The sequence below is a fragment of the Nocardioides montaniterrae genome (assembly GCF_054782655.1).
The window spans coordinates 84498-98153 of the sequence record NZ_BAAGSB010000011.1 but is presented as its reverse complement, the minus strand read 5'-3'; the positions used below and the strand labels follow the sequence as shown (position 1 = coordinate 98153).

Annotated in this window: 13 protein-coding genes, 1 tRNA gene and 1 rRNA gene; 12 read left to right on the top strand and 3 right to left on the bottom strand. The window is 70.1% G+C overall.

From position 1 onward, the window contains the following. Positions 1–90, top strand: a 5S ribosomal RNA gene (rrf, locus tag ACYVJ3_RS14460); the annotation flags it as partial. Between the two features lie 77 nt (positions 91–167). Then, positions 168–1166 (top strand): tetratricopeptide repeat protein, encoded by a 999-nt coding sequence (locus tag ACYVJ3_RS14455; RefSeq protein ID WP_460853747.1) that lies wholly within the window; start codon positions 168–170, stop codon positions 1164–1166. A gap of 16 nt (positions 1167–1182) precedes the next feature. On the opposite strand, the gene ACYVJ3_RS14450 is transcribed toward ACYVJ3_RS14455, so the two are convergent. Beyond that, positions 1183–1737, bottom strand: coding sequence for a hypothetical protein (locus tag ACYVJ3_RS14450; RefSeq protein ID WP_460853746.1), 555 nt, complete (start codon positions 1735–1737; stop codon positions 1183–1185). Between the two features lie 70 nt (positions 1738–1807). Here ACYVJ3_RS14450 and ACYVJ3_RS14445 point away from each other — a divergent pair, with 70 nt between their 5' ends. Further along, a complete protein-coding gene (locus ACYVJ3_RS14445; RefSeq protein WP_460853745.1) occupies positions 1808–2707 on the top strand; it encodes an alpha/beta fold hydrolase in 900 nt (299 codons plus the stop codon). Positions 2708–2828: 121 nt separating this feature from the next. After that, positions 2829–3362 carry a DUF3145 domain-containing protein gene (locus ACYVJ3_RS14440; RefSeq protein WP_460853744.1) on the top strand — a complete coding sequence of 178 codons (534 nt, stop codon included), beginning with the start codon at positions 2829–2831 and terminating at the stop codon, positions 3360–3362. Here the strand turns inward: ACYVJ3_RS14440 and ACYVJ3_RS14435 are convergent. Continuing rightward, positions 3350–3598: an acyl carrier protein gene (locus ACYVJ3_RS14435; RefSeq protein ID WP_460853743.1), complete on the bottom strand. Its 249-nt coding sequence runs from the start codon at positions 3596–3598 to the stop codon at positions 3350–3352. The two genes, ACYVJ3_RS14440 and ACYVJ3_RS14435, sit on opposite strands and share 13 nt — an antisense overlap. A gap of 61 nt (positions 3599–3659) precedes the next feature. On the opposite strand from ACYVJ3_RS14435, the gene ACYVJ3_RS14430 reads away from it, so the two are divergent. Next, on the top strand, positions 3660–4637 hold the full coding sequence (locus tag ACYVJ3_RS14430) for an alpha/beta fold hydrolase (protein ID WP_460853742.1): 978 nt from the start codon (positions 3660–3662) through the stop codon (positions 4635–4637). On the opposite strand, the gene aceE is transcribed toward ACYVJ3_RS14430, so the two are convergent. After that, positions 4577–7351 carry a pyruvate dehydrogenase (acetyl-transferring), homodimeric type gene (gene aceE, locus ACYVJ3_RS14425; RefSeq protein WP_460853741.1) on the bottom strand — a complete coding sequence of 925 codons (2775 nt, stop codon included), beginning with the start codon at positions 7349–7351 and terminating at the stop codon, positions 4577–4579. The genes ACYVJ3_RS14430 and aceE overlap by 61 nt on opposite strands. 234 nt (positions 7352–7585) lie before the next feature. Between aceE and ACYVJ3_RS14420 the strand changes: the two genes are divergently transcribed. The 7 genes from ACYVJ3_RS14420 (at position 7586) to ACYVJ3_RS14390 (ending at position 13619) form a co-directional block, all read left to right on the top strand. Continuing rightward, complete coding sequence (locus tag ACYVJ3_RS14420) at positions 7586–7963, top strand: DUF3052 domain-containing protein (protein WP_460853749.1); 378 nt, start codon at positions 7586–7588, stop codon at positions 7961–7963. 67 nt (positions 7964–8030) lie between these two features. Continuing rightward, entirely contained in the window at positions 8031–9635 is a 1605-nt protein-coding gene (locus ACYVJ3_RS14415; RefSeq protein ID WP_460853739.1) for an AMP-binding protein, read from the top strand. Then, the gene (locus ACYVJ3_RS14410; RefSeq protein ID WP_460853736.1) at positions 9632–10108 is read left to right on the top strand and encodes a peroxiredoxin; all 477 of its coding nucleotides are present in this window, start codon (positions 9632–9634) and stop codon (positions 10106–10108) included. Before ACYVJ3_RS14415 ends, ACYVJ3_RS14410 begins: the two co-directional genes overlap by 4 nt. Before the next feature lie 342 nt (positions 10109–10450). Continuing rightward, positions 10451–10523, top strand: a tRNA-Val gene (locus tag ACYVJ3_RS14405). Positions 10524–10551: 28 nt separating this feature from the next. Then, positions 10552–11673, top strand: coding sequence for a Nif3-like dinuclear metal center hexameric protein (locus tag ACYVJ3_RS14400; protein WP_460853735.1), 1122 nt, complete (start codon positions 10552–10554; stop codon positions 11671–11673). Next, the gene (locus tag ACYVJ3_RS14395; RefSeq protein ID WP_460853734.1) at positions 11670–12410 is read left to right on the top strand and encodes a zinc ribbon domain-containing protein; all 741 of its coding nucleotides are present in this window, start codon (positions 11670–11672) and stop codon (positions 12408–12410) included. The genes ACYVJ3_RS14400 and ACYVJ3_RS14395 overlap by 4 nt, the downstream gene beginning before the upstream one ends. A 33-nt stretch (positions 12411–12443) precedes the next feature. Further along, on the top strand, positions 12444–13619 hold the full coding sequence (locus ACYVJ3_RS14390) for a bifunctional RNase H/acid phosphatase (RefSeq protein ID WP_460853733.1): 1176 nt from the start codon (positions 12444–12446) through the stop codon (positions 13617–13619). Positions 13620–13656: the final 37 nt, after the last annotated feature.

Here is a 13656-nt window from a genome sequence, read left to right as displayed (position 1 = left end):
CCCGGTCCCATCCCGAACCCGGAAGTTAAGCCTGCCAGCGCCGATGGTACTGCACTGGAGACGGTGTGGGAGAGTAGGACGCCGCCGGACAAATATTGCCGCAGGGGCCATCCGATAGGGTGGCCCCTGCGTTGTTTTTGTGTCGTTCCAACAGAAGAGAGAGAACCGTGTCGCAGGACCGTGGACGTAGCAGCGGCCCCCGCAAGCCCTCCTCCGGAGGTGGTGGGCCCAGGTCTGGTGCCGGACGTACCGGCGGTTCCTCTCGAGGCAGCGATTCCCGAGGCAGCGACTCGCGTCGCGGTCAGGGCTCCAAGGACGGCTTCAGCCGCGACGGCAAGCCCGGCGCCAAGCGTGAGGACCGTCGCGACGGCAAGCCCGGCTTCAAGCGCGACGATCGCCGCGACAGCAAGCCCGTCCAGCGCCGTGGCCCCTCGAGCGCGGGTGCTCGCCGCGAGGCGGAGCGCGCGCCGCGGACCACTGACCAGGCCGAGTACGACGGCCCGCCGCTGCCCGAGGAGATCACCGGTCAGGAGCTCGACCCGCAGATCCGTGCGCAGCTGCGCAGCATCCCGGAGAAGCTGGGGCTGCGGGTCGCGCGTCATCTGGCCGCGGCAGGCGAGCTCATCGACGAGGACCCGGAGACGGCGTACAAGCACACGCTGGCGGCACGCGCTCGCGCGCCCCGGCTCGCGGTCGTGCGTGAGGCCGTCGGTGAGACGGCTTACGCTGCCGGTCATTACGCCGAGGCGCTCGCCGAGCTGCGTGCGGCGAAGCGGATGAACGGTGCGACGGCGTACCTCCCGATCATGGCCGACTGCCACCGTGCGCTCGGCAACGCCAAGCGCGCCCTGGAGCTGGCCAAGAGCCCCTCCGTCGCGAACTTCCCGGCGGAGTCGAAGGCGGAGATGACGATCGTCGAGGCCGGCGCTCGTCGCGACCTCGGTCAGGTCGACGCCGCGCTACGCACGCTGGAGCTCGCGCCCATCAACAGCAAGAGCCGTGATGCCTGGGTGTTGCGGCTGCGCTACGCGTACGCGGACACGCTCGAGCACGCCGGCCGCCTGCAGGACGCGTTGCTCTGGTTCCACAAGTGCGAGGCGATCGACGGCGACGAGATCACCGACGCCGCCGATCGAGCAGCAGCCCTGGAGAAGCAGCTCGGCTGAGGCTCGACCCCGGGACCTACTGCTGGGTGTGATTGACGAGGGAGACCTCAGCACCCGCGTGCCCAGCGGGCTCGGTTCCCCACCGGAGTCCCTCCTGGAAGCCGATGCGGATCCGGCTGATGTCGGCGATGACCGAGCTGGGGCTCTCGATCTTCAGCACGATCGAGTCACCGGCGCTGAGCCGCTGACCCGCCGGGTCGTCGAGGCTCGGGCAGAACTGCTGGGTGTCGGTGGTGACCTGGAACGAGCCGTGCCGGCAGAGCAGGGGAGTGATCTTCAGCTTGGAGGACGCTCGCACGTCGACCTTGACGCCGGACATGTGGATGGCCCGGTCGAAGCCGGCGGGTGCCACGAACATGCCGACATACAACGGCTTGCCGACGATGCCGGATGCCGTCACCTCGATGTCGTCGCTCGGCAGCGACTCGGGGGTGGAGACGTACCAGCTCACCCACGCGATCAGGAGTGCGACGGCCGCGACGGCAGGCACCCAGCGCCACAGGCGTGATCGAAGACGTGGCCGCGGGAGGCGGGGCGCCACCAGGGTGGCGTCGTCACCGGTGTTCTCCATGGTCGAAGCCTAGGCCACGGCGGGGGCGGTCCCCGACAAGCGCGGGCATGGCGCGTGCCAGACTCTGCCCATGCTTGATCGCCCCGTGCTGGAAGGAAACGTCGCCGTCCGCGGAGGGCGACGCCTGAGCTTCGCCGAGTACGGCAGTGCGCACGGTGAGGCGGTCGTGTGGATGCATGGTACACCCGGCGGTCGCCGTCAGATCCCGGTCGAGGCACGTGCGTACGCCGCTGAGCACGGCTTGCGGCTGGTCGGCGTCGATCGGCCCGGCATCGGCAACTCCACCGCGCACCTGTACGACGACATCCTCGACTGGACCGGTGACCTCGAGGTCATGCTCGACGCCCTGGGCATCGGGGAGGTCCGCGTGATCGGGCTGTCGGGTGGCGGCCCCTACGCGTTGGCTGCCGGTGCCGGTCTGCCTGACCGGGTCGTCGGGGTGGGCGTGCTCGGTGGTGTGGCCCCCACGCGAGGACCGGACGCCGCGGAGGGTGGCCTGATCCAGCTCGCTGTCGCCTGTGCACCCGTGCTCGCGGCCGCGAGGATCCCCGCCGGCGCGGCGTTGACGACTGCGATCAAGCTGGTCAAGCCGCTGGCCGGCCCCGCTCTCGACCTGTACGCCGCGGTCCAGCCGCGCGGCGACAAGCAGCTGCTCGCGCGCCCGGAGTTCAAGGCGATGTTCCTCGACGACCTGCTCAACGGGAGCAGGTTCCAGACCTCCGCACCGCTGGCCGACCTGGTGCTGTTCACGCGGCACTGGGGGTTCGAGCTGGCCGACGTACAGGTGCCGGTGCGCTGGTGGCACGGCGACGCCGACCACATCGTCCCGTTCGCGCACGGAGCCCACGTCGTGGAGCGCCTGCCGGACGCCACGATGTCGGTGATCGCCGGCGAATCCCACCTTGGTGGCCTGGGCATTGCGACGGCTGTGCTCGACGAGCTGATGACACTCGACGCGTCGAACGCCTAAAGACTGGTTTTCGGCCTGCTCATGGGCCACAATGGGACACACAACTACACAGGAGTCACTGGATTCCTGATCGACCGACCAACCGTGATGAGACCGCTGGGGAAGGCGTAACTCGCGCCGGATGGAAGGCAGATCGAGGAGAACCGTGGTGACCCAGAACAGTGCGACCAGGGGTGTGTTCTACGTCCACTCGGCGCCGTCTGCGTTGTGCCCCCACATCGAGTGGGCCGTGGGCGGCGTGCTCGGCGTTGCCGTCAACCCCGACTGGACCCCTCAGCCCGCTCAGGCCGGCACCTTCCGGACCGAGTTCTCCTGGAGCGGCCCCGCCGGTTCTGCCGCGTCGATGGCCTCCGCCCTTCGCGGGTGGAACCACGTGCGCTTCGAGGTGACCGAGGACCCGACGTCCTCCACCGAGGGCGCCCGCTACTCCTACACGCCCGACCTCGGTGTCTTCCACGCCGTGACCGGCATCCACGGCGACATCATGATCCCCGAGGACCGGCTCAAGGCCGCGAGCGTGCGCGCCGCGCTCGGCGAGACGACCATCGAGAACGAGATCGACAAGCTCCTCGGCAAGCCGTGGGACGACGAGCTCGAGACGTTCCGGCACGCCGGTGAGGGCGCGCCGGTCCGCTGGCTGCATCAGGTCGTCTGAGCCACCCGCTGCCCGACGTACGCCGCGAGGGCGTCGTACGTCGAGAGCGCCGCGACATCGTCGTCCTCGACGCGCACGGCGAACGCTTGCTCGATCCCGAGCAGCACCTCGATCATTGCCAGTGAGTCCACGCCGATCTCGCCGAGCACCTGGCCCGGTCCGATCTCGTCGGCGGGCCGACCCACCACTTCCCCGATCAGCGCCGCCAGGCGGTCGTCCGTGGGTTGATCGCTCATGGGCCGCAGACTATGCCCGAGCCGTTGCACGCCTGAAACAAGGCGCTGGTTGACTCCTCACATGGACGATGTCGCCTACGTGACGGTGCACGGTCACCGCCGTGCCTACGTGAAGCAGGGCAAGGGACCCGCGCTGCTGCTCCTGCACGGCCTGGCGTGCGACCACCGCACGTGGGCGCCGGTCATCGACCGGCTGGCGCAGGAGTTCACCGTGGTCGCACCGGACTTCCTGGGTCACGGGGCGTCGGACAAGCCGCGCGCCGACTACACGGTCGCCGGCTATGCCAACGGGATGCGTGACCTGCTGACCATCCTGGGGATCGACAAGGCGACCGTGGTCGGGCACAGCTTCGGCGGCGGCGTGGCGATGCAGTTCGCCTACCAGTTCCCCGAGCGCACCGAGCGGCTCATGCTGGTCGACGCCGGTGGGCTGGGCCGGGAGGTGACGGCCTTCATCCGTGCGATCAGCTTCCCGGGCTGGACCTACGTGGCGGGTGCCCTCACGATGCCGGGCCTGCGCCAGCTCGAGCAGCGCACCCTGCGGGCGCTGCGCGCGACCGGGCTGAGCCACACCCGTGACCTCGCCGAGGTGGCGGACATCCTCGAGTCCTGGTCGGACCCGCGGGGCCGTCGAGCGCTCGCGCACCTGGTGCGCGCCGCGATCGACTGGCGCGGTCAGGTGCAGTCGATGCGCGACCGGGCGTACCTGACCCAGCAGCTGCCGCTGCACATCGTCTGGGGCCGCGACGACCGCGTCATCCCCGTCAAGCACGCCCTCGAGGCAGCCGAGATCGCGCCCCGTGCGGAGATCACGATCTACGACCGCGCCGGGCACTTCCCGCACAAGGACCACCCCGAGGAGTTCGCCGAGCTGGTCGTCGACTGGGTACGCCGTACCAAGCCGGCGACCTACTCCCGGTCGCGCTGGCGCCGCCTGCTCATCGACGGCGCCAAGCGCGATGCGGTGGATGCGGCCGCTCAGGCGTCGCCGCCCTCCTGCACGACGCCCCTGACGGCCGTCGGGTCACCGATCCGGTAGCGGTCGGCCGCCTCCTTGACGCGTTCCGGGGCGATCTCACCGCTATCGGCGAGCGCTTGCAGCGCCTGCACGACCACGGACTCGGCGTCCACGTGGAAGAACCGCCGCGCGGCTGCGCGGGTGTCGGCGAAGCCGAACCCGTCGGTGCCGAGGACGCGGTAGTCGGCCGGCACCCAACGCGCGATCTGGAGCGGGACCGCCGACATGAAGTCGGAGACCGCGACGACCGGGCCCTCCACGTCGGCGAGCACGGTCGACAGGTACGGCGTACGCGCGGACTCGCCCGGGTTGAGCAGGCTCCAGCGCTCGGCAGCGATGGCGTCGCGCGCCAGCTCGTTCCAGGACGTCACCGACCAGAGGTCGGCGGAGACACCCCAGTCGTCGGCGAGCAGCTGGGCTGCCCGCTCGATCCAGGGGTACCCGACGCCGGAGGCGAGCAGCTGGACCTTCGGGCCCGCGACCTCGGACCTGGTGGTGCGGTACATCCCGCGCAGCAGGCCGTCGACGTCGAGGTCCTGCGGCTCGGCGGGCTGCGCGACCGGCTCGTTGTAGACGGTCAGGTAGTAGATGACGTCCTCGCCGTGGGGGCGGCCGGGTGCGGCGGCGTACATCCGGTGGAGGCCGGACCGCATGATGTGCGCGACCTCGTAGCTGAACGCCGGGTCGTAGTGCACGACCGCCGGGTTGGTGGCCGCGAGCAGCGGTGAGTGACCGTCGGCGTGCTGCAGGCCCTCGCCGGTCAGCGTCGTGCGACCCGCGGTGGCGCCGATGAGGAAGCCGCGCGCCATCTGGTCGGCCATCGCCCAGATCGAGTCGCCCGTGCGCTGGAAGCCGAACATCGAGTAGAAGATGTAGAACGGGATCATCGGCTCGCCGTGCGTGGCGTACGCCGAACCGGCGGCCGTCGCCGACGCCATCGCCCCTGCTTCGCTGATGCCCTCGTGGATCAGCTGGCCGTGCTCGGACTCGACCCACTTGAGCAGCTGGGCGCGGTCGACCGACTCGTAGGTCTGGCCGGCCGGGTTGTAGATCTTCGCGGTCGCGAACATCGAGTCCATGCCGAAGGTGCGGAACTCGTCCGGCGCGATCGGCACGATGCGCGCACCGATCTCGGGGTCCTTCATCCAGTCCTTGAGCAGGCGGACGGTCGCCATGGTGGTGGCGACCTTGTTCTTGCCCGCGCCCTTCTTGAGCTCGGAGTAGACCGCGTCGCCGGGCAGCTTGAGCGGCTTGGGGGAGACGCGGCGCTGGGGGAGCGAGCCGCCGAGCTGGCGGCGGCGCTCGAGCATGTACTCGATGTCGGGGTGCTTCTCGCCGGGGTGGAAGAAGGGCGCCGTGTGGTCGGACTCGTAGCGCTCGGTGAGCTCCTTGTCGCTCATCGGCAGGTAGAGCCGGTCACGGAACTTCAGGAGGTCGGGCAGCTTGAGCTTCTTCATCTGGTGGGTGGCGTTCTTGCCCTCCAGCGCCTCGATCGTCCAACCCTTGACCGTGTGGGCCAGGATCACCGTCGGCTGGCCGACGGTCTTGGTCGCGGCGTCGAAGGCGGCGTACACCTTGCGGTAGTCGTGACCGCCGCGCGGCAGCTTCTCGATCTGGCGGTCGCTCATGTGCTCGACCATCGCCCGCAGGCGCGGGTCGGGACCGAAGAAGTGCTCGCGGTTGTAGGCGCCGTTCTCGACGGAGAAGTTCTGGAAGGCGCCGTCGGGCGTGGAGTTCATCTTGTTGACGAGCACGCCGTCGATGTCGCGGGCGAGCAGGTCGTCCCACTCGCGGCCCCACACGACCTTGATGACGTTCCAGCCCGCGCCACGGAAGTTGGCCTCGAGCTCCTGGATGATCTTGCCGTTGCCGGTGACCGGACCGTCCAGCTGCTGCAGGTTGCAGTTGACCACCCAGACCAGGTTGTCGAGCTCCTCGCGCGCCGCCTGGCGGATCGCACCCATCGACTCGGGCTCGGCCATCTCGCCGTCGCCGAGGAAGGCCCACACGCGCTGCTGCGAGGTGTCCTTGATGCCGCGTCCCTGGAGGTAGCGGTTGAACCGCGCCTGGTAGATCGAGTTGATGCCGGTCAGGCCCATCGAGACCGTCGGGAACTCCCAGAAGTCCGGCATCAGGCGGGGGTGCGGGTACGACGGGAGGCCGGCGCCCGGACCGTGCTGGACCTCCTGGCGGAACGCGAGCAGCTGGCGCTCGTCGAGTCGGCCCTCGAGGAACGCGCGGGCGTAGATGCCGGGGGAGGCGTGGCCCTGGATGTAGATCTGGTCGCCCCCGCCCTCGTGCTCCTTGCCGCGGAAGAAGTGGTTGAAGCCGACCTCGTACAGGCTCGCGCTGGACTGGTACGTCGCGATGTGTCCGCCGACCTCCAAGCCCGGCCGGTTCGCGTCGGACACCATCACCGCGGCGTTCCAGCGGATGTAGGCGCGGATGCGTCGCTCGGTCTCCTCGTCGCCGGGGAACCACGGCTCGCGCTCGGGCGGGATGGAGTTGATGAAGTCCGTGCTGCGCAGGGCGGGTACGCCGACCTGCTGCTCGCGCGCGCGCTCGAGGAGTCGCAGCATCAGGTAGCGAGCACGGCCGCGGCCGCGCTCGTCGACCAGCGCGTCGAAGGAGTCGATCCAGTCCTGGGTCTCGTCAGGATCGATGTCCGGAAGCTGGGTCGGCAGGCCCTCGTGGATGACCGAGGGGGCCGACCCGGATGTCACGTCGTGGGTCACGTCACACATCGTTGCACCCCGATGGAGAGGAGAGAATCTACCTGCGAGTAGCCATCGTTCGGGGCCGCGACGGGGTCCCGTCCTGGCTCGAGTAGTTGCGCGACGTGCGCGACTCGGGTGGACTACTCCTCAAGACCGACGCGCGACCGCGTCGCCACCACGAACGAGGAGCTGGGAAACACCGTGACTTCCACCGCCGCCGGCGGGACGACCCCCATCGGGGTCGGCGACCGAATGGGCTTCAAGAAGGGCGTCGTCGTCCAGGAGCTCGGATGGGACCAGGACGTCGACGACGACCTGCGCGTCGCCATCGAGGACGCTATCGACGGGGACATGGTCGACGGTGACCACGGCAACGTGGTCGACGCCGTCCTGCTCTGGTGGCGCGACGACGACGGCGACCTCGTCGACGGTCTCGTCGACGCGCTCACCGACCTGGTCGGAGGCGGCTTCATCTGGCTGATGACCCCGAAGGTCGGGCGACCCGGTGCGGTCGAGCCGGCCGACGTCGCGGAGGCCGCGCCCATCGCCGGGCTGTCGCAGACCACCACCGCGTCGGTCAGTCGCGAGTGGTCGGCCAGTCGGTTGGTCGCCCCGAAGACCGTGGGCTGACCCCACATCGGGATCGCCGTCCGATAGCGTCGGCCCGTCACCACAGGAGCAGCGACGGGAGTTGGCAGTGGGCAGCATCACCGACAAGGCGAAGGAAGCCGCGCTCAGCCTGAAGATCCTCACGGAATCGGGCATCGTCCAGCTCTATTCGCCCAAGGTCCTCGCGGGCATGGGCAAGACGCTCTACCAGTGGGGCCCGCACCCCGCGGGTGGCTTCAAGACCCTCGCGCTGCGCTCCCCGAACGACACCGCGATCATCGACGAGCTCGGCTCGCTGACGTTCGCGGAGGTGCACCGGCGTACCAACGCGTTGGCGCACGGCCTGCGCGCCCGGGGCGTCTCCGAGGGTGACGGAGTCGCGGTCATGTGCCGCAACCACCGCGGCTTCATCGAGGCCTCGATCGCGATCAGCAAGCTCGGCGCCGACGTCCTCTACCTCAACACCGCGTTCGCCGGCCCCCAGCTCGCCGACGTCCTGGCGCGCGAGAACCCGCGCGTCGTGATCCACGACGAGGAGTTCGACGGCCTGCTCGCCGGCGCCGACCTCGCCGACCGGGTCGTCGCCTGGACCGACGGAGCGGCCACTCCCGACACGCTCGAGGGCCTGATCGCGGCCAACGGCGACGACGAGCTCGTGCCGCCGTCCGGCCACGGCCGCACGATCATCCTCACCTCCGGCACCACCGGTACGCCGAAGGGCGCCCCTCGTCCGCAGGGCGGCATCGCTGCCGCGCTCTCCCTGCTCTCCCGCATGCCGCTGCGCAGCGGCTGGAAGTGCCACGTCGCGGCACCGCTGTTCCACACCTGGGGCTTCGCGCACTACCAGCTCTCGATGCTGCTCGGCACCACGCTCGTGCTCTCGCGCAAGTTCGACCCCGAGGGGGCGCTGAAGCTCCTGCACGACAACGAGTGCGAGTCGTTCGCGGTCATCCCCGTGATGCTGCAGCGGATCATGGCGCTGCCCGCGGAGACCCTCGCGGCGTACCCGCTGCCCCACCTCAAGGCCGTGGCCTCCTCCGGCTCCGCGCTGCCCGGCGACCTGCCCGAGCGCTGGATGGACCAGTTCGGCGACAACCTCTACTCGACCTACGGCTCCACCGAGATCGCCTGGGCCTCCATCGCCGACCCGACGGACCTGCGGGAGGCCCCCGGCACCGCGGGGCGCCTGCCGATCCGAACCGTCGTCAAGATCCTGGACGAGAAGGGGGAGGAGGTGCCGACCGGCACCTCCGGCCGCATCTTCGTCGGCAACGACCTCCAGATCGAGGGCTACACCGGAGGCGGCGGCAAGGAGATCATCGCCGGCCTGATGTCCTCCGGTGACGTCGGGCGCTTCGACGAGGACGGGCGGCTCTACGTCGAGGGCCGCGACGACGAGATGATCGTCTCCGGCGGCGAGAACGTCTTCCCCAAGGAGGTCGAGGACTGCATCGCCCAGCTCGACGGCGTCTCCGACTGCGCGGCGATCGGCATCGACGACCCCGACTTCGGCAAGCGCCTGCGGGCGTTCGTGGTCCGGGACCACGACGGCGTGACCGACGAGAAGATCAAGGACTGGGTCAAGGCCAACCTCGCCCGCTACAAGGTCCCGCGCGAGATCGTGTTCCTCGACGAGCTGCCCCGCAACGCCACCGGCAAGGTCCTCAAGCGCGAGCTGGCCGAGCACCCGTGAGCGAGACCGCCGTCGGCCTCGCGGTCGGCACCGTGGCGCCCGACTTCACGCTGCGCGACCAGTTCGGACAGGACACCGCCCTGTCGTCCTACGCCGGGAAGAAGGCCGTGGCGCTGGTCTTCTACCCGTTCGCGTTCTCAGGGGTCTGCACCGGCGAGCTCGGCAGCATCCGGGAACGGCTCGACGAGCTGATGACCTTCGACACCGAGATCCTGGCGATCTCCTGCGACCCCGTCTACGCGCTGCGCACCTTCGCCGACACCGACGGTCTCAACTTCGGCCTGCTCAGCGACTTCTGGCCGCACGGCGAGGTCGCCCAGGCGTACGGCGTCTTCGACCAGGACGCCGGCTGTGCGCTGCGCTCCACCTATGTCGTGGGCAAGGACGGCCGCATCGCCTGGGCCGTGCACAACCCGATCGGCACCGCCCGCGACCTCGACGAGCTGGTCGCACAGCTCCACCAGGTCGCCTGAGCGCCCTGCGCGTCCTCCGTTAGGACCAAGGTCCTAGTCACTTCGAGTCATTTTTGCCTGAATTCCGTGGTTTTGGTTGGTTGCCGCCAGCCTCGCCACTAAAGTTCCCCTTGTTGAACCGCTGGTGACCCGAGACGCCAGCGGTTCGACGTTTTTTCACACCCCCGACGTTTTTTCACACCCCCCGCGGCTGAGCTTGCGAAGCCGCGGATCAGGGTGGGAGGTCGAGTAGCCGCGCAGCCACGAGCGTGCGAGTGGCAGCGACCGGCGTATCGAGACCCGATGGGTCGTTCGCCCGGTTGGGCCGGAGCCGGCGTACGTCGATAGGGTGCTGCTGCTCACGGACGCATAGCTCAGCTGGTAGAGCGCCTCCCTTACAAGGAGGATGTCGGGGGTTCGAGTCCCTCTGCGTCCACCGGACTTCCGCGCCCTAGGGTGATCGCATGCCTTCGCTCAAGGATGTCGTCGACCTGATCCACGGCTGGTACCCGCCGGCCACGGCCGATTCCTGGGACGCCGTCGGGCTGGTCCACGGCGACCCGGACCAGCCGGTCAGGAAGGTCCTGTTCGCCGTCGACCCGACGCTCGCGGTCGCGCAGGAGGCGGCGGCGTGGAAGGCCGACCTGCTGGTCGTGCACCACCCGCTCTTCCTCAAGCCCGTCCACGGGTTCGCCGCGACCACGCCGAAGGGCCGCACGCTCGCGACCCTGGCGGGCGCCGGCTGCGCACTGCTGACGGCACACACCAACGCCGACCAGGCGACGTACGGCGTCTCCGAGGCGCTCGCGCACACGCTCGGCCTGACCGACCTCAAGCCGATCATCTCGACGCCGGTGGCGCCGATGGACAAGATCACCGTCTTCGTCCCGACCGACGCGGCCGCGCCGGTGCGGGCGGCGATGGGCGACGCGGGCGCCGGTCAGATCGGCGACTACGACTACGCGTCGTACACCTCCGGCATCGGTGAGGGGCGCTTCCGGCCGCTCGAGGGCTCGAACCCGATGATCGGCACGGTCGGCGAGCTGGAGACCGTCGAGGAGGTCCGGGTCGAGGTGATCGCACCGCGTGGGCTCCGCGCCACCGTCATCCAGGCGATGCTCGCGGCACATCCCTACGAGGAGCCGGCGTACGACGTCGTCGAGCTGGCCGACCCCGGCATCGTGAGCACCGGGACCGGGCGGATCGGGGCCGTGGAGGCGACCACCCTCGGTGCGTTCGTCGAGCACGTCGCCGCGACGCTGCCGCCGACCGCGCAGGGGGTCCGGTACGCCGGAGACCCGGACCGTGTCGTCAAGCGGGTCGCCGTGTGCGGGGGAGCGGGCGACTTCCTGCTCGACCGGATGGCGAGCAGCGACGCGGACGTCTACCTGACCAGCGACCTGCGCCACCACCCGGCGGCGGAGTTCGTCGAGAAGGGCGGCCCGGCGCTCGTCGACGTCGCGCACTGGGCGGCCGAGTCGACCTGGCTGCCGGTGGTCGCCGAGCGGCTCGCCGAGGTCCTGGGCGACGACGTCGAGACCCGGGTGAGCGCCCTCAGCACGGACCCCTGGACAATGGCGACATGAAGGCGGACCCGAGCGCGCAGCTGACCTTGTTGGACCTGCAGCAGATCGACCGTCAGGTCGACCAGCTGCGGCACCAGCTGACCCACCCCGCCGAGGCCGCGGAGCTCGCCGAGCTCACCGCCCGCCGTGCCGAGACCGACGGCTGGGTGCGCGACCAGCAGATCGTCGTCGACGACCTGGCCGGGGTCCAGGCCAAGGCCGATGCCGACGTCGAGCAGGTCAAGGCGCGCCGCAAGCGCGACCAGGACCGCATCGACGCCGGTCAGATCGGCAACCCCAAGGACATCGAGCGCATGCAGCACGAGATGGCCACCCTCGAGCGTCGGATCAGCGTCCTCGAGGACGAGGAGCTCGAGGTCATGGAGCAGCTCGAGACCGCCCAGACCGGCCTCGCCAAGCTCACCTCCGACCTCGCCGAGATCGATGCCCGGATCGCCGAGCTCGAGGCGAGCCGCGATGACCGTGCCGGCGACCTCAAGGCCGATCTCTCGGTCGCCACCAGCAAGCGCGGCCCGATCGCCGAGCAGGTTCCCGCCGACCTGCTCGCGCTCTACGAGCGGATCCGCGAGAAGACCGGCATCGGTGCGGCGCTCCTGCGCGCGCGTCAGTGCGGCGGCTGCATGCTGACCCTCGACCCGGCCGCGCTCTCCGCGATCCGGATGAAGGACGCCGACGAGATCGTGCGCTGCGAGGAGTGCATGCGGATCCTGGTCCGCACCGACGAGAGCGGTCTGTAGGTCTCGACCACCGGAAGGCAGGTTCGATCTGCGATGAAGGTCGTCATCGAGGCCGACGGGGGCTCGCGGGGCAACCCCGGGCCGGCGGCGTACGGCGCCGTGCTGATGGACGCGTCGACGGGTGAGGTGCTGGCCGAGGACGGCTCCACCATCGGCATCGCGACCAACAACGTGGCCGAGTACCGCGGGCTGATCGCCGGCCTGCGCCTGGCCGCCTCGATCGCTCCCGAGGCCGAGGTCGCCGTACGGATGGACTCCAAGCTCGTCGTCGAGCAGATGTCGGGGCGCTGGAAGATCAAGCACCCCGCCATGGTGCCGCTCGCGGCCGAGGCGTTGGCGCTCGCGCCGATCGGGACGACGTACTCCTGGATCCCGCGGGAGCAGAACTCCTACGCCGACCGGCTCGCCAACGAGGCGCTCGACGGGCTGCGCGACGGGGTCACCGTCCCGGGTGCCTCCCTCGAGGAGGAGATCGAAGCCCAGGCCGAGGCTGAGGAGCTGGCGACGCCCGGCGCCCCGCCGAGCGTCGCGGTGCTGGGTGCGCCGACCACGCTGGTGCTGCTGCGCCACGGCGTCACCACCCACACGACCAGCAAGCGCTTCTCCAGCGGGCTCGGCGGCGACAACCCGCCGCTGTCCGAGGAGGGGCGCGCCCAGATCGCCGAGGCCGCCGAGTGGCTCGGTCAGATCGGCGACCAGATCGCGGTCGCGGTCGCCTCGCCCGTACGCCGTACCCGCGAGTCCGCCGAGATCGCGGCCGCGATTCTCGGGCTGGAGGTCGTCGAGGAGCCCGGCTTCGCCGAGATGGAGTTCGGCGAGTGGGACGGGCTGACCTTCGGCGAGGTCGCTGAGCAGTACGGCACCGAGTTCGAGTCCTGGCTCGGCAGCATCGACGTACCCCCGCCCGGCGGAGAGAGCTTCCGTGACGTGCAGGCGCGGGTCCTGGCGGGCCTGGAGCGCGTCCTGGAGGCCTACTCCGGCCGCACGGTGCTCGTGGTCTCCCACGTCACCCCGATCAAGACGCTGGTCGCGCACGCGGTCGGTGCGGAGCTCGAGGCGCTGTTCGCGATGGAGCTCTCGCCGGCGGCGGTGTCGGTGATCTCGTTCTACCCGGACTCGACGGCCCCGGCGGGCCGGCGGGGGTCGATGCGGCTCTTCAACGTGATCGCGCCCGGCTCGCGCGGGCTGATCGACAACGGGCGCTGGTAGGACTTTCTCGGTCCGCCGGTGTGAGAACGCGTCCTGC

Coding starts and splice junctions, on each gene's coding strand:
- ACYVJ3_RS14450 (WP_460853746.1), bottom strand. CDS start 1,737: ATGGAGAACACCGGTGACGACGCCACCCTGGTGGCGCCCCGCCTCCCG.
- ACYVJ3_RS14445 (WP_460853745.1), top strand. CDS start 1,808: ATGCTTGATCGCCCCGTGCTGGAAGGAAACGTCGCCGTCCGCGGAGGG.
- ACYVJ3_RS14440 (WP_460853744.1), top strand. CDS start 2,829: ATGGAAGGCAGATCGAGGAGAACCGTGGTGACCCAGAACAGTGCGACC.
- ACYVJ3_RS14435 (WP_460853743.1), bottom strand. CDS start 3,598: ATGAGCGATCAACCCACGGACGACCGCCTGGCGGCGCTGATCGGGGAA.
- ACYVJ3_RS14430 (WP_460853742.1), top strand. CDS start 3,660: ATGGACGATGTCGCCTACGTGACGGTGCACGGTCACCGCCGTGCCTAC.
- ACYVJ3_RS14420 (WP_460853749.1), top strand. CDS start 7,586: ATGGGCTTCAAGAAGGGCGTCGTCGTCCAGGAGCTCGGATGGGACCAG.
- ACYVJ3_RS14400 (WP_460853735.1), top strand. CDS start 10,552: ATGCCTTCGCTCAAGGATGTCGTCGACCTGATCCACGGCTGGTACCCG.
- ACYVJ3_RS14395 (WP_460853734.1), top strand. CDS start 11,670: ATGAAGGCGGACCCGAGCGCGCAGCTGACCTTGTTGGACCTGCAGCAG.
- ACYVJ3_RS14390 (WP_460853733.1), top strand. CDS start 12,444: ATGAAGGTCGTCATCGAGGCCGACGGGGGCTCGCGGGGCAACCCCGGG.